The 17,964-nt window shown below is 67.9% G+C and carries 19 protein-coding genes; 12 read left to right on the forward strand and 7 right to left on the reverse strand.

Going from position 1 to position 17,964, the window contains the following annotated elements:
* The 3 genes from D472_RS0123545 to D472_RS0123565 form a co-directional block, all read right to left on the reverse strand.
* Positions 1–1,868: transglycosylase domain-containing protein (locus D472_RS0123545; protein ID WP_033304561.1), on the reverse strand; the 1,868-nt coding region annotated here is incomplete at its 3' end.
* Positions 1,869–2,657: 789 nt separating this feature from the next.
* On the reverse strand, positions 2,658–3,860 hold the full coding sequence (locus D472_RS0123560) for an ArsA family ATPase (protein WP_017606897.1): 1,203 nt from the start codon (positions 3,858–3,860) through the stop codon (positions 2,658–2,660).
* Positions 3,857–4,894, reverse strand: coding sequence for an ArsA-related P-loop ATPase (locus D472_RS0123565; protein ID WP_017606898.1), 1,038 nt, complete (start codon positions 4,892–4,894; stop codon positions 3,857–3,859). Before D472_RS0123565 ends, D472_RS0123560 begins: the two co-directional genes overlap by 4 nt.
* A gap of 145 nt (positions 4,895–5,039) precedes the next feature.
* On the opposite strand from D472_RS0123565, the gene D472_RS28355 reads away from it, so the two are divergent.
* The 4 genes from D472_RS28355 to D472_RS0123585 all read left to right on the forward strand — a co-directional run bounded on the left by D472_RS28355 (position 5,040) and on the right by D472_RS0123585 (position 7,561).
* Positions 5,040–5,213: a DUF4177 domain-containing protein gene (locus D472_RS28355; RefSeq protein WP_017606899.1), complete on the forward strand. Its 174-nt coding sequence runs from the start codon at positions 5,040–5,042 to the stop codon at positions 5,211–5,213.
* On the forward strand, positions 5,214–5,675 hold the full coding sequence (locus D472_RS0123575; RefSeq protein WP_017606900.1) for a RidA family protein: 462 nt from the start codon (positions 5,214–5,216) through the stop codon (positions 5,673–5,675).
* Between the two features lie 97 nt (positions 5,676–5,772).
* Positions 5,773–6,612, forward strand: coding sequence for an NUDIX hydrolase (locus tag D472_RS0123580; RefSeq protein ID WP_017606901.1), 840 nt, complete (start codon positions 5,773–5,775; stop codon positions 6,610–6,612).
* A 142-nt stretch (positions 6,613–6,754) separates the two neighbouring features.
* Complete coding sequence (locus D472_RS0123585; RefSeq protein ID WP_017606902.1) at positions 6,755–7,561, forward strand: MBL fold metallo-hydrolase; 807 nt, start codon at positions 6,755–6,757, stop codon at positions 7,559–7,561.
* Between the two features lie 70 nt (positions 7,562–7,631).
* On the opposite strand, the gene D472_RS0123590 is transcribed toward D472_RS0123585, so the two are convergent.
* Positions 7,632–8,315: a Crp/Fnr family transcriptional regulator gene (locus D472_RS0123590; protein ID WP_017606903.1), complete on the reverse strand. Its 684-nt coding sequence runs from the start codon at positions 8,313–8,315 to the stop codon at positions 7,632–7,634.
* A gap of 274 nt (positions 8,316–8,589) precedes the next feature.
* Here D472_RS0123590 and nth point away from each other — a divergent pair, with 274 nt between their 5' ends.
* The 3 genes from nth (at position 8,590) to D472_RS0123605 (ending at position 11,508) form a co-directional block, all read left to right on the forward strand.
* On the forward strand, positions 8,590–9,345 hold the full coding sequence (nth, locus tag D472_RS0123595) for an endonuclease III (RefSeq protein WP_017606904.1): 756 nt from the start codon (positions 8,590–8,592) through the stop codon (positions 9,343–9,345).
* A gap of 307 nt (positions 9,346–9,652) precedes the next feature.
* Positions 9,653–10,306, forward strand: coding sequence for an NUDIX hydrolase (locus D472_RS0123600; protein WP_017606905.1), 654 nt, complete (start codon positions 9,653–9,655; stop codon positions 10,304–10,306).
* 23 nt (positions 10,307–10,329) lie between these two features.
* Complete coding sequence (locus D472_RS0123605; protein ID WP_017606906.1) at positions 10,330–11,508, forward strand: MarP family serine protease; 1,179 nt, start codon at positions 10,330–10,332, stop codon at positions 11,506–11,508.
* A 178-nt stretch (positions 11,509–11,686) separates the two neighbouring features.
* On the opposite strand, the gene D472_RS0123610 is transcribed toward D472_RS0123605, so the two are convergent.
* Positions 11,687–12,241 (reverse strand): ATP-binding protein, encoded by a 555-nt coding sequence (locus D472_RS0123610; RefSeq protein ID WP_017606907.1) that lies wholly within the window; start codon positions 12,239–12,241, stop codon positions 11,687–11,689.
* A 13-nt stretch (positions 12,242–12,254) separates the two neighbouring features.
* Positions 12,255–12,602, reverse strand: coding sequence for an STAS domain-containing protein (locus tag D472_RS0123615; RefSeq protein ID WP_017606908.1), 348 nt, complete (start codon positions 12,600–12,602; stop codon positions 12,255–12,257).
* A gap of 233 nt (positions 12,603–12,835) precedes the next feature.
* Between D472_RS0123615 and D472_RS0123620 the strand changes: the two genes are divergently transcribed.
* From D472_RS0123620 to D472_RS28780, 5 genes are all read left to right on the forward strand, one after another.
* A complete protein-coding gene (locus D472_RS0123620) occupies positions 12,836–15,178 on the forward strand; it encodes a DEAD/DEAH box helicase (RefSeq protein ID WP_017606909.1) in 2,343 nt (780 codons plus the stop codon).
* 99 nt (positions 15,179–15,277) lie between these two features.
* On the forward strand, positions 15,278–15,463 hold the full coding sequence (locus D472_RS0123625; protein WP_017606910.1) for a DUF4244 domain-containing protein: 186 nt from the start codon (positions 15,278–15,280) through the stop codon (positions 15,461–15,463).
* A complete protein-coding gene (locus D472_RS0123630; protein WP_017606911.1) occupies positions 15,441–15,797 on the forward strand; it encodes a TadE family type IV pilus minor pilin in 357 nt (118 codons plus the stop codon). Before D472_RS0123625 ends, D472_RS0123630 begins: the two co-directional genes overlap by 23 nt.
* Positions 15,794–16,153: an Rv3654c family TadE-like protein gene (locus tag D472_RS0123635; protein ID WP_017606912.1), complete on the forward strand. Its 360-nt coding sequence runs from the start codon at positions 15,794–15,796 to the stop codon at positions 16,151–16,153. Before D472_RS0123630 ends, D472_RS0123635 begins: the two co-directional genes overlap by 4 nt.
* Positions 16,150–17,112: a hypothetical protein gene (locus tag D472_RS28780; RefSeq protein ID WP_017606913.1), complete on the forward strand. Its 963-nt coding sequence runs from the start codon at positions 16,150–16,152 to the stop codon at positions 17,110–17,112. Before D472_RS0123635 ends, D472_RS28780 begins: the two co-directional genes overlap by 4 nt.
* 106 nt (positions 17,113–17,218) lie before the next feature.
* Here D472_RS28780 and D472_RS0123645 read toward each other — a convergent pair whose 3' ends face one another.
* Positions 17,219–17,926, reverse strand: coding sequence for a type II secretion system F family protein (locus D472_RS0123645; protein WP_017606914.1), 708 nt, complete (start codon positions 17,924–17,926; stop codon positions 17,219–17,221).
* Between the last annotated feature and the right edge of the window lie 38 nt (positions 17,927–17,964).

The following is a 17,964-nucleotide window of genomic DNA, read 5'->3' on the forward strand; positions in this document are numbered from 1 at the left end:
GGGTCACCGACGAACACGGCACTGGCCATCTGCGGGGTGAATCCGGCGAACCAGGCGGCAGCCGAACCGTCGGTGGTACCGGTCTTGCCGGCGGCGGGGCGACCGATGCCCAGACTGCTGGCGGTACCGCCGTTGAAGGTCTGCGACAGCAGGTAGCTGGTGCCGTCGGCGACGTCCTCGTCGATGGCCCGCTCGCACTCGGGTTCGATGTCGATCGTGGTGCCGGACTGGCGGTCCTCGATCTTGGTGATGGCCTGGGGCTCGCAGTACACGCCACCGGAGGCGAAGGTCGCATAGGCGTTGGCCACCCGAATGGGGGAGACCTCCTCGCTGCCCAGGGTGAAGCTGCTGTTGGCGAGGGAGTTGGCGTTCTCCGTGAACAGGGTGCCGTCGGCCCGCTTCAACCCCAGCTTCTCGGCCATCTCCATGGTGTCGCACAGGCCGGCCCGGGCCTGGAGTTGAGCGAAGTAGGTGTTGGAGGAGGCCTTGGTTCCGGACACCATGTTGTGGGTGCCGGCGTTGCTGTCACCGGCGTTGCTCAGGGTCCAGTTCTCCAGGCGACCACCGTTGCAGGAGGTCTGACCACTGACGGTGGTGGAGCTGGGCGAGTTGAACGCGGTGTTGAACGGCATGCCCTGGTCGAGGGCGGCCGCCAGGGTGATCGCCTTGAAGGTCGAGCCGGCCTGGAACCCGCTGCTGCCACCACGGTCGGCGTCGGTGGCGAAGTTGATCGACGTCTCACCGAGCTTGCTCTCGTCGGGACCGTAGTTACGGCTCTGCATCATGCCGAGGATGTGACCGGTGCCCGGTTCGATGATGGTCTGCGCGGCCACCTTGCGGGATTCGTTCTCGCGCGGCACCCACTTGTCCACGGCCTTTTGGCCGGCCTCCTGGGTCTGGGGGTCCAGGGTCGTGTGGATCTCCAGGCCGGCGGTGCGCAGCCAGCGGGCCCGCTCGGTCTCGTTGGGGCCGAACTTCTCGTTCTGCTCGATCTCCTGGACCACGTAGTCGCAGAAGAACGGCTGGTCACTGGGTACGCATCCGTTGGGCGGCGTGTCCAGTTCCAGTTCGAGTTCGACCGCCTTGGCCTCCTCGGCCTCCTCCTCGGTGATGGCGTTGGTGGCGACCATGCGGTCCAGGACGACGTCGCGCCGTTCCATGGTCTGTTCGGGGAAGAACCGGGGGTTGTACAGGTAGGGGTAGCGGACCAGACCGGCGATGGTCGCGGCCTGGTGCAGTTCCAGTTCGCTCGCCGGTACCTGGAAGAAGTGCTGGGCGGCGGACTCCACACCGTAGGCGCCGTCGCTGAAGTAGGCGATGTTGAGGTAGCCCTCGAGGATCTCGTCCTTGCTCATCCGCTTTTCCAGGGCGACGGCGTAGCGCAGCTCTCGGATCTTGCGGGCGATGGTCTCCTCGCGGGCGTGATCCAGCTCCTCCTGGGAGGTGGCCGCCTCGATCTGGACGTTCTTGACGTATTGCTGGGTGATGGAGGAGGCGCCCTCGGTGTTGCCACCCATCGTGCGAATGGCCGCGCGCAGGGTGCCGGACACGTCCAGGCCGCCGTGTTCGTAGAAGCGTGAGTCCTCGATCGCGAGGATCGCGTCGATCATCACCGGTGAGATGTCCTCGATGTCGACGAGTTCCCGGTTCTGGTCGAAGATCTCGGCGATCACGCCGCCTTCGCTGTCATAGATCGTGGAGCGCTGTGGGGGAGGCGGGGTCTCCAGTTGACTGGGCATGTCGAGGAAGCCGCTGGCGACGTTCCGTGCGGTGATCCCCAGGCCACCGACCGCCGGGAGGGCCAGTGCGGCGACCAGGAGGCCGGCGACCACACCGGCGACCATCAGTTGGCTGATTCTTTGAAGCAATGTCCCCTGACCCACCCCATCAGATTAAGTGACCGCGAACGCGATGAAGCGGTGCGATCGGTAACAGACGCCGCGAATTCACACGAAATCGACCATGCCGACGCATGAGCCGTGCCCCACGACCATCTTTTCACGTTGTCACTGAACGGTCCCGGTACGGTCCGATCGACCAACGCCATCCTCCGAATCGACGAGGGTCACCGGCCGCTCACGTGATGGCCCCTCGGGCCATGCCCATGAGACGGAACGTGGGCCGATCGGGTTCTGCCGGCGAGGCGACTCGGACCGTGTTCTCGAGACACGGGGTGTGGTGACACCGGCCGGGCCACACACCCTGTTCGGTGGCGGGAAGCCACCGTGCTCCCTTCCACTCAACCAGAGCGAACCGACCACCCGTGACCGCCAGACCGATCACACGTGTGGGAACTGGGCCAGGTGTGGACCGATCGATCGGCGACACGAGCTCGGTGCCAACGAATCGATCCCGACACGCTGTTCGTCCCCGGAGCGCGCAGAACGTAGGTCAAGCTCGTCCGCCGGGTCGTCCCGTGCGCGTCGAGTGCCCGATCGACGCCTTCGACGACCAGGTCGAGTTCGGCGTGCGGGGCCGCGTGATCGAAGGTGGACGCCGTTCGCCATCGCGCGCCCGTCCGAGCGTGAACTAGCCGGTCACCCCCTTGGCGGGCGCCCGCCAAGAGGGTGAGGACGGCCCCTCCCGTTGGGCACGGGCGCGTCCGACCACCTGAGGTCTTGGCCCGATGGACCGGTGTGGGTCCGGATCGCCCACGGTCACCGCCCCCGGGAGATCGGACCCCCTCCGGCCAGGGACGCTCCGATCTCGCGCAGACCCGTCAGGTCGTGCACGTCCTCGACACGAGCCGCCACCTCCGCCACCCGAACGTTCGGATGCGCGGAGAGCGTTCGTTCTCGCGACAGACGCTCTCGTTCGTGTGTGCGCACCCGCTGTGCGTGCAACCGCAGCGCGGCCACGGTCAGTGGGTGCGTACCGGCCTCCTCCAGCGTGGTCGCGGCCTCCAACGCCCGCTCCGCGTCCAGTTCGGCTCCTGGTCCGGGCGGCAGCGGATGGGTCCGGTTCACCACCAACCCCGCCAACGGCATCGAGTCCCGGTCCAGACGCTCGATGAAGTAGGAGGCCTCCCGCAGGGCGTCGGTGTCCGGGGTCGCCACCACCACGAACGCGGTCCCCGAGGTACGTAGTAGCCGGTAGGTGCGTTCGGCTCTTTCTTGGAAGCCACCGAACACCGCGTCGAAGGCGGAGACGAAGGAACGTAGGTCGCTTAGGAACCGGGTGCCCACGATCTTGCCCACCACCGAACCCACCATGTTCATCCCCGCGCCCAACAGTCGGAACGCCCCCGTGCCCGCCGGGCTCAGGAACTTGATGAGCTTGCCGTCCAGGAACCGGCCGAGTCGTTCGGGCGCGTCCAGGAAGTCCAGTGCCGACCGGCTCGGCGGGGTGTCCACCACGATCAGGTCCCACTCACCGGATTGGCTCAACTGCCCCAACTTCTCCATGGCCATGTACTCTTGCGTGCCCGAGAAGCCGGTGGCCAGGGTCTGGTAGAAGGGGTTGGCCAGGATCTGACGCGCTCTCTCGGGGTCGGCGTGTTCCCGCACGACCTCGTCGAAGGTGCGCTTCATGTCCAGCATCATCGCGTCCAGGCTGCCGGCGGCCGTGCCGGACGGGGCACCTTCGGCCGGTGGTGGTAGCGGGACCGGCCGCGGGGTGTTGTCCAACTCCGCCACCCCCATGGACTGGGCCAGACGTCGTGCCGGATCCACGGTGATCACCACGGTACGTCTGCCTCGTTCAGCGGCGCGCAGCGCCAGGGCGGCGGCGGTGGTGGTCTTGCCGACCCCGCCGGCCCCACAACACACCACGATCCGTGTTCGGGGGTCGTCGAGCAGCGTGTCCACGTCCAGCCGTTCGGCCTCGGAAGCGGGTTCTTGGGCCTGACCCGTGTCGGTCACCGTCGCACCCCCTGCTCGGTCAGCCGTCGGGCCAGGGTGGTCAGTGTCCAACGATCCACACCGCCCTCGACCTTGGGCAACTCCAACAGGGGAAGACCCGTCCCCACCAACCCTTCGCGTACTCGTTGTTCCAGAAGCCGGCGCGACGCGTACGCGTACACCTCGCCGGCCAAGTCGTCGGCCAGTTCCTCGGGCTCGGGCAGGCCGGCGGCCTTCAAGCCGTCGACGAGCGCCGTACCATCCGGCCCCCCGGCGGCCATGGTGGCCAGGTCCCTCTCCTGGAGAAGCTCCGGGCCGAACATGTTCACCACGACGGTGCCGGGGCGCAGACCCAGTGCTTCGATCTCGGCGATCCCATCCCGGGTCTCCTGGGCGGGCATCTCCTCCAGGAGCGTCACGAAGTGCACCCGGGTCCTTTCCGAACGGATCACCGCCATGACCTGATCCGCGTGGTCGCGAATCGGCCCGGTCCTGGCCAGCCCGGCCACCTCCGAGTTCACGTTCAGGAAGCGACCGATCCTTCCGGTGGGCGGAGCGTCCATCACCACCGCGTCGTAGCGGTGGGACCCGCCCCCGGAACGACGCCCGCCCTCGCGACGCTCGGCCGCTTCGGTGGCCTTACCGGTGAGCAGTACGTCTCGCAGGCCCGGAGCGATGGTGGTGGCGAAGTCCACGGCCCCCAACCTGGTGAGGGCCCGACCGGCCATACGCATTCCGTGGAACAACTCCAGGTATTCCAGAAGCGCCGCTTCCGCGTCCGCCGCCAACACGGACACCGACCCCCCACCCGGAGCGGAGATCATCACGCGTTCCTCGTAGGGCAACGGAGCACTTCCGAGCAGGGACGCCACCCCCTGACGCCCCTCGACCTCGAGCAGCAGTACCCGTCCGCCGTCGGCGGCCAGGGCCGACGCCAACGCGGCGGCCACCGTCGTCTTTCCGGTGCCGCCCTTACCCGTCACGATGTGCAGTCGGGCACCGGCGAACGTCTCCCCTGGGCCACCGGTGCGCGGTCCGTGTTCACGTTCGTTCACCCCATGGAGTCTATGTGCGGCGCTTCCTCGACGATGGGCGCCGGGCGGGGTTCGCCTGCACGGCCGGGTGGGTGCGGGTGAGTAAGGTGAGCGGCGTCGAGGTGCGGTCCTTCGGACCGTCGATGAGCGAGAGGAATGGAATCGGATGACCAAGTGGGAGTACCAGAGCGTGGCGTTGCTGTCGCACGCGACCAAGCAGATCCTCGATGGCTGGGGCGAGGACGGTTGGGAGCTGGTCAGCGTCGTCCCCGCGCCGCTGCCCGAGGGCGCCGATCCGCGCAACCAGCAGTACGTCGCCTACATGAAGCGGGCCAAGTAGATGGCGACCCCCGAAGAGAGGATCGCCGAGCTGGGGTTGACCCTGCCCGAGGTGGTGCCGCCCGTTGCCAGTTACCGGCCCACCGTGCGCAGCGGCGACCACGTGTACGTCTCCGGGCAGCTGCCCTTCGTGGAGGGCGAACTGCCCACTACCGGCAAGGTGGGTGCCGAGGTCGACGCCCAGGCCGCCCAGGAGTTGGCCGCCGTGTGCGCGCTCAACGCCATCGCGGCGGTACGCGCCGAGATCGGCGACCTGTCCAAGGTCGTGCGGATCGTGAAGGTCGGTGGGTTCGTGGCGAGCGACCCCGACTTCACCGGCCACCCTGGTGTGATCAATGGGGCCAGCGACTTGCTGGGCGAGGTGTTCGGTGAGGCGGGTGTGCACGCTCGCGCCGCCGTCGGTGTGGCGTCCCTGCCTCTGAACGCGCCGGTGGAAGTCGACATGATCGTCGAAGTCCGCTGACCGGTTCTGGGTGAATCGACCAGGTCTGGGATGGGATCACCGGACCTGGGATGATTCGGGCCATGGCGTGGCTTTCGCGAATGACAGGAGTGCGTCGATGACCGAGAACGACGGCGTGGCCCGGCCTCGGCCGGCGGCGACCGTGATGCTTTTGCGTCCGGCCGTGGGCTCGACGGGCGTCTCCCCGGAGCGGCCCATGGAGGTCCTGCTCATGCGCAGGGTCGCCTCCATGGGGTTCGCCCCGGGCGCCTACGTCTTCCCCGGAGGGGGAGTCGATGAACGTGACGCCGACGGTGACCTGCCATGGACCGGCCCGAGCCCGCGAGAATGGGCTCGGATCCTCGGTACCGACGTGCCGATGGCCCGAGCCTTGGTCTGCGCAGCCGTGCGCGAGACCTTCGAGGAGACCGGGGTACTGCTGGCCAGTGAACCAGAGCGCGCCGACGACGAGGCCATCACCCTGAACACCGACACCGAGGACTGGGAGCGGGACCGGATCGGACTCATCGACCGCTCGCGTTCGTTCACCGAGGTGCTCTCCAGGCGTGGCCTGGTGCTGCGCTCGGAATGGTTGCGCGCATGGTCGAGGTGGATCACTCCCCAGAGCCAGCCGCGCCGCTACGATACCTGGTTCTTCACCGCCGAACTCCCTCCGGGACAGGAGTCCCGCGATGTGGGAGGGGAGGCCGACCACACCCAATGGACCGATCCCGCGATCGTCGCCTCCGAGTGGAACGCGGGTCGGATGCCGATGCTCCCACCGACGGTGATCGCCTGCGCGGAGTTGGCGGAGCGACGGACCCTCAGCGGTGTGCGAAACGCTCAACGGGATATCGTTCCCATCGAAGTGGACATTCGGGAGATCGATGGTCGAGTCCGTCTCGTCGACCCGAACGGCAGGCACTTCCCCCTGCCCAAGCCCGACACGACGCCTTGACCCCGACGTCGTGGGGCCGGCCCACGGCGAACGGGGTGTGGTCGTTCCACGGTAGGGACCGCCTTCTCGTGGATAGGTTCCCACCATGTCCTCTTGGCCGTCCTTCAGATCAGTCCGGTTCCGGCGAGCGAAGCGAGGTGCGATGAGGATCGACGGTTCCGGGACACTGCGCGCGGGCTGCGTGCTGTGCCCCAATCCTGGCCCGATGACCCTGGAGGGGACCAACACCTGGGTCCTGAGGGAGCCGGGTGCGCGTGGTGTCGTGGTCGTCGACCCTGGGCCGCACGACGAACGGCACCTGGAACGGGTGGCGCGGAGCGTGCAAGAGCAAGGTGCCCAGGTGCAGATGACGCTGGTCACGCACCGACACTTCGATCACACGGAGGGATCTCGTTACTTCTCCGAGTTGACCGGAGCGCCCGTACACGCGGTCGACCCGAAGGCGCGGGTGAGCGGCACCGGCCTGGAGGACGGCCAGGTGATCACCGCGGATGGCCTCGAACTCCAGGTCATCGCGACCCCGGGACACACCGACGACTCGGTCTGCTTCCTCTTGGAGGCCGACAGCGCACTCCTGACCGGCGACACGATCCTGGGGTACGGGACCACCGTGATCGACGGTGACGACGGCCTGGCGCCCTACCTGGATTCGCTGTACCGGCTACGCGACGTGGTCGAGGAGCACCAGGTGCGCACCCTGTTGCCGGGGCATGGGCCGGTCCTGACCTCGCCGCTGGCGGCGATCGACTCCTACATCGACCACCGCGAGTCACGCCTGGAGCAGGTTCGTGAGGCGGTGCGGGCGGGAGCGGCCAACGTGGAGGAGGTCATCGACCGCGTCTACCCGGACGTCGTGGAGGACATCCGCCCCGCGGCGGCCTCCTCGGTACGCGCGCAGTTGCGATACCTGGCGGTCAAGGGAGAACTCCCCGAGGGTGTCGAGGGCTGAGTCCTCCAAGCGCTGCGGCCGCCACCCCACGGGGTGCCGGCCGCATAGCGTTCACGGACGCCATCGATCCTCAGCGGGCGCGACGGCGCATCCGTTCCACGTCCAGCAGCACCACGGCCTTGGCCTCGATCCGCAGCCAGCCACGCAGGGCGAACTCGGCGAGAGCCTTGTTGACCGTTTCACGGGAGGCACCGACCAGCTGGGCGAGCTCCTCTTGAGTGAGGTCGTGGTGGACGTGCAGTCCGTCGTCGCTCTCCTTGCCGAACTTGTCGGCGAGTTCGAGCAGGGCCTTGGCGACGCGACCGGGGACGTCGGTGAAGACCAGGTCGGCCATGACGTCGTTGGTCCGGCGCAGGCGCGCGGCCAGTGACTTCAGCAGTTGAAGACCCACCTGCGGACGGCTGGACAGGAACGGCCGCAGGTCGTCGTGGCCCAGGCCGGCGAGTACGGAGTCGGTGACGGCCACGGCGCTCGCGGTACGCGGACGCGGGTCGAAGAGCGACAGTTCACCGAACATCTCGCTGGGGCCGAGCACCCCCAGCAGGTTCTCGCGGCCGTCGACGGCCGTGCGGGTCAGCTTCACCTTCCCGCTGAGGATCACGTACAGGCGGTCGCCCTCGTCACCCTCGTTGAACAGGGTCTGACCACGACCGAGGCGCACCTCGTTCACCGAGGAGCGGAGCGCGGCCGTGTCCTCCTCATCCAGCGCCTCGAAGAGAGGAGCCTTCCGGAGCACCTCGTTGATCTCGTCCACACGTCCTCCTAAAACCTGACCGTCAACAGTGTGACGTATATCGCAACCAGGTAAGAACCCAGGTCGTTACCTCGGCTTGTCCGCCGGGAGACAACGCGTCCACAACAGCCGACGTCAGCCCATACGATCCTAGTCGTCATCGACCTCCCCCAAGGCGATCCGCGCCGCAGGAGCGGGACATTGGCGACAAAGTCCCGCTTGCCGGCGAGGCGTCGGAGCGTCATCGCCTTCCGGTGGTTCGGGCCTACCCTCACGGACGGCCACCTACCCTGTGATGATGCCTCGTGACACTCCAAACACCTCGGACACGCCCCTAGAGGAGCCCACGCCCACCGGCGAGAGCCGGCTGGCACTGGTCCGCCGTGCCCGGAAGATGTCCCGGGAGCTCGCCGAGCTGTACCCGGACGCCCACGCCGAACTGAACTTCACCACTCCACTGGAACTCTTGGTCGCGACGATCCTGTCGGCACAGTGCACCGACAAGCGGGTCAACCAGGTCACGCCGGCGCTTTTCGCGCGCTATCCCGATGCCGAGGCGTACGCATCGGCCGATCGCGAGGAGTTGGAGGAGATGATCCGTCCGACGGGGTTCTTCCGGGCCAAGGCCAACAGTCTGTTGGGCCTGGGACAGGCCTTGTGCGAACGCCACGGTGGCGAGGTTCCTGGAAACCTCGCCGACCTGGTCAAACTACCCGGTGTGGGGCGAAAAACCGCAAACGTGCTCCTCGGTAACGCCTTCGGTGTGCCCGGGATCACCGTCGACACCCACTTCGGGCGACTCGTACGACGTTTCGGATGGACCAAGGAACAGGACCCGGTCAAGGTCGAGCACGCCATCGGCGAACTCTTTCCGCGCAAGGACTGGACGATGCTCTCCCACCGAGTGGTCTGGCACGGCCGTCGGGTCTGCCACGCTCGCCGGCCCGCCTGCGGAGCCTGCGTGGTGGCCCGCTGGTGTCCCTCCTTCGGTGAGGGCCCCACCGACCCCGAGACCGCGGAGAAACTGCTGCGTATGCGCTCTTTCGCCTGACCCCGAAACGCTGAGGCCCACGCCCGTGGCTCGCGCCGTGCACACGTTCCACGGCGAGTGGTCGACGGCGGTTTGTACCCTGATCACGTGAGTACGCACACATCGGCTCCCCAGGAGGGCCCCGGGCCGGTGGGACCGCGTACTCCGGGAAGCCCGCCCCTCGTGCCGACGGTCGGAAGATCCCACCACCAGACGACCGACCGGGGCCCACCAGGGTGAACCCGGGTGTTCTCCAGCGAGTGCACCCCACCAGACGTATCCACCCTGGACACCGATGATGGCGCGACGACCCGGAACAGGTTCCCTCATGAACTCGACCCCGCTCTGGCTGTCCACTCTCGCGGAGGCCGCCAGGACGATGCCGGTGCCCGCTCCGATGCGTCCACCCGCGCAGGGAGGCCGTGAGTCGGCCGTCCTCATCCTGTTCGGTGAGAGCGACCGTGGACCCGACCTGCTGCTCATCCAACGACGGGACGGGCTGCGCCGGCACTCGGGACAGCCCGCCTTCCCCGGCGGCCGGATCGAAATCACCGACCCCTCCCCCGAGGCCGCCGCGCTGCGGGAGGCCGAGGAGGAGACCGGTGCCATCCCCTCGGGCATCGAGGTGGTGGGTCGTCTGCCCGAGTTGTACCTGAGTTTCAGCGACTTCCGTGTCGCCCCCGTCCTCGGTTGGTGGCGCGAACCCTCCGAGGTGCACGCCGCGGACACCGGAGAGGTCGCCGCGGTTTCCCGAGTAGCCATCGCCGACTTCGCGAATCCGGCCAACCGAGTCAAGGTGCGTTATGGCGACGGACCCATGTGGGGTCCGGGGTTCAGGGTCAACGACATGCTCGTGTGGGGATTCACCGGCCAGATCATCGACAGCCTGCTCGTTCTCGGTGGCTGGGAACTTCCCTGGCGTCGCCGGGGTCTCACCGACGAGTTCGAAGCCACCCCGCAGGGCCTGCGTCCGGTCGGGTAACCGTTCACTTTTGGAGGACAACCGTGCTCGACGCGGTTCTGGTCATCCTGTTGCTGCTCTTCGCGGTGACCGGCTACCGACAGGGTTTCATCGTCGGGGTCTTCAGCTTCGTCGGTTTCATCGGCGGTGGAGTGATCGCCGCCCTGACCGCACCCGGTCACATCCAGGACTGGGTCGCCGACCCTGGGCGACAGGCGTTGTTGGCGATCGCGGTCGTCTTCCTGTCCGCCGCGCTCGGTCAGTTCCTCGCCTCCTACCTGGGCACACTGGTGCGCAACAGGGTCACCTGGGACTCGGCACGTGTCGTGGACGCGCTGGGCGGTGCGTTGATCAGCGGGATCTCGGTACTGCTGGTGGCCTGGTTCATCGGTAGCACGGTCGCCAACTCGGCGCTTCCGTACGTTTCCCAGCAGGTCAAGGACTCGCGCGTCCTGCAATCGGTGGACGCGCTGATGCCCGACGCCGCACATCAGGGGTTCTCCACCTTTCGCAGGGTGGTGGACCAGAGCGCGTTCCCGCAGGTGTTCAGTGGGCTGGGTACCGGTGAGTTGGCCGAGGTCGAACCGCCGGACCCGGAGGTGCTCACCACTCCCGAACTCATCGATTCGAGCCGCAGCGTGGTCAAGGTCTTGGGCACCGCCCCCTCCTGCCAGAGGCGGGTCGAGGGTACGGGGTTCGCCTATGGCCAGGACCGCGTCATGACCAACGCGCACGTGGTCGCCGGCGTCACCGACGACCTGCGCGTGGTCACCAGGGAGGGGCACCAACTTCCGGCGACCCTGGTGTTGTTCGACGCCCAGCAGGATCTGGCCGTGCTGCACGTGCCCGACCTGGAGTTGACCGCGCTGGAGTTCGACAACGGGGCGGCACAAGGCGACGACGCGGTCGTGGCCGGTTTTCCGCGCAACAGCGGCTTCACGGCCGTCCCTGCCCGGATCAGGGCCAAACAGACGGCCCAGGGGTCGGACTTCTACCATTCCCAGCAGGTGAGCCGGGAGATCTACCAGGTTCGCGCCGTGGTGCGCCCCGGTAACTCGGGTGGGCCGTTGCTCGCCCCGGACGGCTCCGTCTACGGCGTCGTGTTCGCGGCCGCGACCAACGAGGACGAGACCGGGTACGTGCTGACCGCCGACGAGGTCGCGGAGAACGCCCAGAAGGGATTGTCCGCCACCTCCGAGGTCTCCTCCCAGACCTGCGACTGATCGGGCTTCAGCGTGCGGTGCGGCGCTGCCCCGGCGTAGGCCCGGGGCGGCGCCGCGGGCGGTCCATCCCGCCCTTGAAGGCGGTCGGACACGACGAAGGGGTGCCTTCCCTGGAGAAGGCACCCCTGATCATTTCGTTTCGACGGTCCGCGCACGGGGCCCGACCCCCGGCTCGATGTCAGTTCGAGCTCGGGTCCTGGGCTGGGTCCGTGCCGATCGGCCAGCTCATCCGTACGACCGTCCCCACGTCCTGGGGCTCGATGCTCACCTCGTCCGCCAGGCCGGTGATCACCGCCAGGCCCAGGCCGGGGGAGAACCCCGAGATGCCCCCGGGAGGGGTGTCGTCGGCATCGAGGAAGAGGCCGTCGAGCAGCGGTTCGCCATGGTCCGCGGTTTCCTCGGTCTCCTTGGAGGAGGCCTTGTCGGAGACCACGACCTCGAATCGTCGTGTAGCGCTCCCGTTGGCGCGTGATGCTCGGCTCGTGGTGTCGGTGCGGGGGTCCGACGCCGGATCAGGTCCGCTTCCGTCGATCAACTGCAGCAGGATCGGCTGCGTCGGGCAGTGCAGCTTGTGTGCCGCCACGGCCCTGGAGCAGGCCTCACCGACCGCCAGCCTGATCTCGTCGATCGCGGAGGCCGCGATGCCCGCCCGTCGTGCGACGGTCGCGGCCATGAGCCGTGCCGTGCGCACGTGGGCGGGAAGCGCGCTGATCGTGAGCGTGATGGTCGCCATCGCTCGCTCGAGGCTACTTCGCGGAGCGCTTGTCGATGGCTTCCTGCACCGTGTCGTGGATGCCGAACACCTTGGTCAGCCCGGTGATCCGGAAGATCTTCAGAATCCGTTCCTGGGTGCAGACCAGGTCCAGCGTCCCGTCGTGAGCGCGAACGCGCTTCAGACCGCCCACGAGCACACCGAGCCCCGTCGAGTCCAGGAACTCCACCTTCTCCATGTTGACCACGAGGTGGAAGTTGCCCTTGTTGACCAGGTCGATCAGCAGCTCGCGGAGCCGGGGCGCGGTATAGACATCGATCTCACCCTCAACGACGACGATCTCGGTGTCGCCCTCGGTGTAATGATCAAGCTTCAAGTCCACTAGTCCTCCAGCGCCGAACCGCGTATTTTCGCGAATGTCTCTGCCGGGCGTTACCCCACTCGCAGGCATTCAACCACGGGTGTCGTGAGTGTCTCCCCGCCGAACGGGTGGGCAAACCGCGACCCCGCGCAACTGTTCCCTCGGATGTCACACTGAAACCGATGTCCACCGGTGCCCATACCCCGTTCCGAAGGTCGTGTGCTCGGTGAACGTGTCCAGTGAGGAGGGTCTCGATGAGGCGATCGGAGCCCGTGCTCCCAGGTGTATGGCGTGATGAGACCCGGTATCCGCAGGTCACCCACATCGAGCGGGTGGCACCGAACGCGGGAGTGAGCGGGGACTGGCCCGAATGGACAGCCTCCCACTTGGTCGAACGGCTGACCGAACGGGGAATCACGGGTCCGTGGTCCCACCAGGCAGCCGCCGCCGACCTCGCACGCTCGGGCCGTGATGTGATCATAGCCACGGGCACCGCCTCGGGAAAGTCGCTTGCCTTCCTCATGCCCGCCGTCGACGCGGTCGACGCGGGCGGGACGGTGCTCTATCTCTCCCCGACCAAGGCGCTCGCCCAAGACCAACTCAGGTGGATTACGGACCTGGAACTTTCGGGCATGCGCGCGGCCGTCTACGACGGGGACACCTCCGCCGAGGAACGCACCTGGGTACGCGAACACGCCGACTACGTCCTCACCAACCCGGACATGCTGCACCACGGGATGCTCCCTCGGCATGGGGCCTGGGCGCGGTTCTTCAGGCGACTTCGTTACGTCGTGGTCGACGAGGCGCACCGGTACCGAGGTGTGTTCGGCTCCCACGTGGCGCAGATCCTGCGGCGACTGCGCAGGATCTGTGCCCGCTACCGGTCGGAACCGGTGTTCGTGCTGGCCTCGGCCACGTCCGGCTCGCCCGCCCAGAGCGCCACCCGGTTGACGGGGGTGCCGGTGACGGCGGTCAGTGAGGACGGCTCGCCCCGGCCGGGGATGTCGGTGGCGCTCGTGGAACCGGAGTTGACCGACCTGACCGGCGAACACGGAGCGCCCATCCGCCGCACGGCGCCCTCTCAGGCCGCCGAGATGCTGGTCGACCTGGTCCGGGACGGAGTCCGAACCCTGGTGTTCGTGCGTTCTCGACAAGGCGCCGAAGTGGTGGCGTTGACCGCCCAACGAATGCTGAGCGAACAGGGTGAACACGATCTGGCCGAACGGGTGGCGGCCTACCGAGGCGGCTATCTGGCGAGTGAGCGCCGGGAATTGGAGGACTCGCTCCGCAGCGGGAGACTCCTGGGGCTGGCCAGTACCAGCGCGCTGGAACTGGGCGTGGACATCAGTGGACTGGACGCGGTGCTCATCGCCGGGTGGCCGGGGACCCTGGCTTCGCTGTGGCAGCAGGCGGGGCGCGCGGGACGGCGTGGAAACGACGCCTTGGCGGTGTTCATCGCTCGCGATGACCCACTCGACACTTACCTGGCCCATCACCCGGAAGCTATTTTCGGACGCTCGGTCGAGGCGACCGTCCTGGATCCGGAAAACCCGCACATTCTCGGCCCACACCTGTGCGCGGCCGCTCAGGAGCTACCGATCACTCGCGCGGACTTCGATCTCTTCGGAGAGGCCACGGAGGAACGACTCGATGATCTCGTGGGCCGTGGGTTGCTGAGAAAGCGTCCTAGGGGATGGTTCTGGGTGAGCCATGAAAGGGCAAGCGACCTGGCCGATATCCGTGGGTCGGGTGGCCCGCCGGTGCGGATCGTCGATGTCGGCAGCGGCCAACTGCTGGGTGAGATCGACGAGGCCGCCGCCCATGGCACCGTCCACCCGGGCGCCGTCTACCTGCACCAAGGTGTCACCTACCTGGTGGACGCCCTCGACCTGGAGGAAGGGGTCGCCCTGGTACGTACGGCCGAGCCGCCTTACGGCACCTGGGCGCGGGACACCACGGACATCACCATCCGTTCGGTGCTGCGTCAGGAGACCTGGCCGAGCGGGGCCACCGTGCACTTCGGTGAGGTCGAGGTGGTCCGTCAGGTGGTGGGGTTCCTCAAAAGGGACGTGCGCACGGGGTCGGTCCTCGGCGAACAGCCCCTCGACATGCCCGAACGCACCCTTCAGACCCGAGCGGTTTGGTGGACACTGACCGAGGACGGCGAGAACCGGCTGCGCAAGGAGGACGTGGGGTTGCTCGGTGCCGCCCACGCCGCCGAACACGCCTCCATCGGGTTGCTGCCGCTCTTGGCCACCTGTGACCGTTGGGACATCGGCGGGGGGTCCACCTCCCTGCATCCCGACACCGGGCGGTTGACGGTGTTCGTCTACGACGGTTACGAGGGTGGGGCGGGATTCGCCGAACGGGGCCACGCCGCCGCGCGTGAATGGCTGTCGGCGACCCGGGCGGTGATCGCCGACTGTGAGTGCGACCAGGGGTGCCCCTCCTGCATCCAATCGCCCAAGTGCGGTAGCGGCAACGAACCGCTCAGCAAGTCCGGGGCGCTTCGGCTCTTGGACGAGGTCTTGGCGATGGCACCGCAGGGCGAAGCGAACGACGGCTCCAAGACGCGGCCGAAGCCATTCATGGGATGAGTTATCCACAGGCTGGGGATGGTCGCTTCCCTCTCGGCCCGTCACCGCTCAACCTGGTGGAGGGCGGAACCTCATCCGCCCCCTCACCAGGGAGGTTCCGTGTTCCCCTACCCGTGCCCGACCACACCCGTATCCGATGACCGGGGATTGACCACCGCCGAATACGCCGTGTGCACCCTCGCGGTCGTGGCGTTCGCCGGGCTCCTCTACGTCATCCTCACCGGTGACGTCGTCCAGTCCGCCCTCACCTCCACCATCGTCGATGCGCTCCGCTCCGACCGCTGAGCGCGGCTCCACCACCATGGAAACGGCCATGGTGCTTCCCGCGCTGTTGCTCGTCCTGGCCATCGCCCTCGGTGCGATCGGAGCGGCCGCGGCCCAGCTCGCCTGTGCCGACGCCGCCCGTATCGGGGCCAGGGCGCTCGCCCGAGGCGAAGCACCCGAACGGGCCCGTGCCCTGGCGCTCGACGCGGCCCCCGGTGGCGCCCAGGTCGAATTCACCATCGAGGACGGTATGGCCCGGGTCGTCGTGCGGTCCCAGGTACGCCTCGGGCCGGCACGGACACCACCGGTGGGGGTCGGTGGCAGCGCCACGATCCCCCTGGAGCCAGGCCTGTGAGGGGTGGCGACGCGGGCACCGGTACCGCGGGAAGTGTCTTCGTGTGCCTGGTGCTCATGTTCTTCACCTACGCGGGGCTCACCGGTGCCGCTCTCGTACTGAAGCGGGAGCGGGTGGGGGCCGCCGCCGACCTCGCGGCGCTCGCGGCCGCCGCCCGAGCCCACCAAGGGGAGGAAGAAGCCTGCTCCATCGCCGCCGAGACCGCGATGGCCAACGGTGCCGACCTCCACGACTGCGCCCTCCACGTCCACACCGTCACCGTGACGGTCGCCTCTCCCACATCCCTTCTCCCCTTGACCCTGCGGGCCCGAGCGCGCGCCGGTCCCGCTCACGACCCCACCGAGGAGGTGGAATGACCGCCTATCCGGCTGCGTTGTGCGTTCTGTTGCTCTGCGGTTCCCCATCACAGACCGAGGGCACCGTGCCCTGCCCACCGCCGGTGTCGGCCTCCCAGAACCTCGAAACGGTCAAGAGAGCGCTTGGGGACCTCGAGAGGCCGGCCGAGGTGGTTCCATCCCCCTCGCCCTTCCCCTCCGAGCAAGGCGCCTTCGAGCAGTCGACCCCTGAGGCGGGCACCGACGCCTGGCAGGGGGCGCTTGGTCCCCTCGTCCCGTGCGACGGTTCCTCGCGCCACGCCGATGACCATGAACCCACCCGCGCCCTTGAAGTGAACGCCCTTGAAGTGAGCGCCATGGTGGGGCCCGATCCGGTTCGGGTGCCGGCGGCCGGTGACACGAGCCTGGAACCTGCCAAGGAGCGGACCGCTTCCGGGGTCGAGGAAACGGAGGCGACGTCCGTACCGGCGGACCTGGAGGACCCAGAGGGCGTGAAGACCTTCGATGGGGCAGGGCCTTCCGCAGGTGGTGACGGTCCGGCGGAATCGGATACGCCTTCGCAGGAGGCACCCTGGGCCCAAGAGGACGTCCTTTCCTCAAGGACCGACCCCGGAGAGAACAGCCAGAAGAACGGCATGCTCGGCCAAGCGGCGCCGGACAGGACGCGGGCGACCATCCTCAGGAGTCAAGACCGGGCCGAAAACCACCGGTCGGAGGACCGGTCCGCGAGTGAGGCGGAGGAACGACCACCGAGCAAGAAGCTGGAAGGGCCGTACACGACGGATTCGGTCGGTCACTTCGCCTTCGCGGAAGCCTCCCCGGCAAGAGCGGTCGAACGTGTCGTGGGGGTGACCTCGACCACGCTGCTGCTCCTGCTCGGCTTCGGTACCCTCGCCCTGCGCCTTTCCCTCGGCTGGCCACGCTTCCCACCGCTCTACCTGGGCCGTCGCCGAATCGGAAAGGAGCCCACCGATCCCTGACGGGGGATCGGAGGAAAGGGGCCGGCTCCGACCGTGAGGACCTGGGGAACACGCCGTCCACCGATGCGCACACACCGGCACCGGCCCCACACCGACATCGGTCCCACTAGGGCATCAGCGCGGAGCCCAGGAGTTCGGCGGCCATCGGCACCAGACCGATCAGGACGAAGGCGGGTAGGAAGCACAATCCCAACGGTGCGACGACCAGTACGCCCAGCCGTTCGATACGCGCGGTCGATCGGGCCCGAAGCGATCGACGCAGGTCCCGCACGTGCCGATCGAGCAAGTCCGCGACCGGGGCACCGGTCTCGGTGGCCCGGGCCAGGTCCCGCCCCACCGCCACCAGTGGTTCCGGTAGGGCCGATCGCCGCCACGCCATGGCCGGTTCCGCACCCAAGCGCAGCTGTTCGGAGACGGCGGCCAACTCTTCCCCCAAACTCCCACGAGCGGCGCCGGAGACCGCCCTCAGGCAGACCGGAAGTGTCGCGCCGGCTCGAATACCCGAGGCGATCAGCCCGATCAACACCGGGAGTTCACCGGTGACCGGAAGCCGATCCGGGCCGGTCCGGCCCCGAAGCCTTCGCCACCACAGCAGGAGGACACCGACGAACACGACGACTCCGGCGCCCGCGCCCAAGAGTGCCGTCACCGCCACCACCACCGCGGTCGAGAAGGCCACCCGAAGCCAAGGTCCGGACCGAAAACCTTCCGCACGTGGTGGGGCCACCGCACGCTGTTCGGCCGCTCGTGCCGGTCCGAACGAGACCCATACCGCCGCCACCGTGCACACGATGGTCGAAACCTCGAAGACCACCCTGCTCCTCCTCACACCGATGTTCGTTCTTTGGATCG

It is taken from the genome of Nocardiopsis alkaliphila YIM 80379, assembly GCF_000341005.1.
GTDB classification, from domain to species: domain Bacteria; phylum Actinomycetota; class Actinomycetes; order Streptosporangiales; family Streptosporangiaceae; genus Nocardiopsis; species Nocardiopsis alkaliphila.

What these genes read in the sequence shown, in the direction of transcription:
- nth (WP_017606904.1), top strand. Translation starts at nt 8,590, where the DNA reads ATGATGCCTCGTGACACTCCAAACACCTCGGACACGCCCCTAGAGGAG.
- D472_RS0123580 (WP_017606901.1), top strand. Translation starts at nt 5,773, where the DNA reads ATGACCGAGAACGACGGCGTGGCCCGGCCTCGGCCGGCGGCGACCGTG.
- D472_RS0123600 (WP_017606905.1), top strand. Translation starts at nt 9,653, where the DNA reads ATGAACTCGACCCCGCTCTGGCTGTCCACTCTCGCGGAGGCCGCCAGG.
- D472_RS0123575 (WP_017606900.1), top strand. Translation starts at nt 5,214, where the DNA reads ATGGCGACCCCCGAAGAGAGGATCGCCGAGCTGGGGTTGACCCTGCCC.
- D472_RS28355 (WP_017606899.1), top strand. Translation starts at nt 5,040, where the DNA reads ATGACCAAGTGGGAGTACCAGAGCGTGGCGTTGCTGTCGCACGCGACC.
- D472_RS0123620 (WP_017606909.1), top strand. Translation starts at nt 12,836, where the DNA reads ATGAGGCGATCGGAGCCCGTGCTCCCAGGTGTATGGCGTGATGAGACC.
- D472_RS0123630 (WP_017606911.1), top strand. Translation starts at nt 15,441, where the DNA reads ATGCGCTCCGCTCCGACCGCTGAGCGCGGCTCCACCACCATGGAAACG.
- D472_RS0123610 (WP_017606907.1), bottom strand. Translation starts at nt 12,241, where the DNA reads ATGGCGACCATCACGCTCACGATCAGCGCGCTTCCCGCCCACGTGCGC.
- D472_RS28780 (WP_017606913.1), top strand. Translation starts at nt 16,150, where the DNA reads ATGACCGCCTATCCGGCTGCGTTGTGCGTTCTGTTGCTCTGCGGTTCC.
- D472_RS0123585 (WP_017606902.1), top strand. Translation starts at nt 6,755, where the DNA reads ATGAGGATCGACGGTTCCGGGACACTGCGCGCGGGCTGCGTGCTGTGC.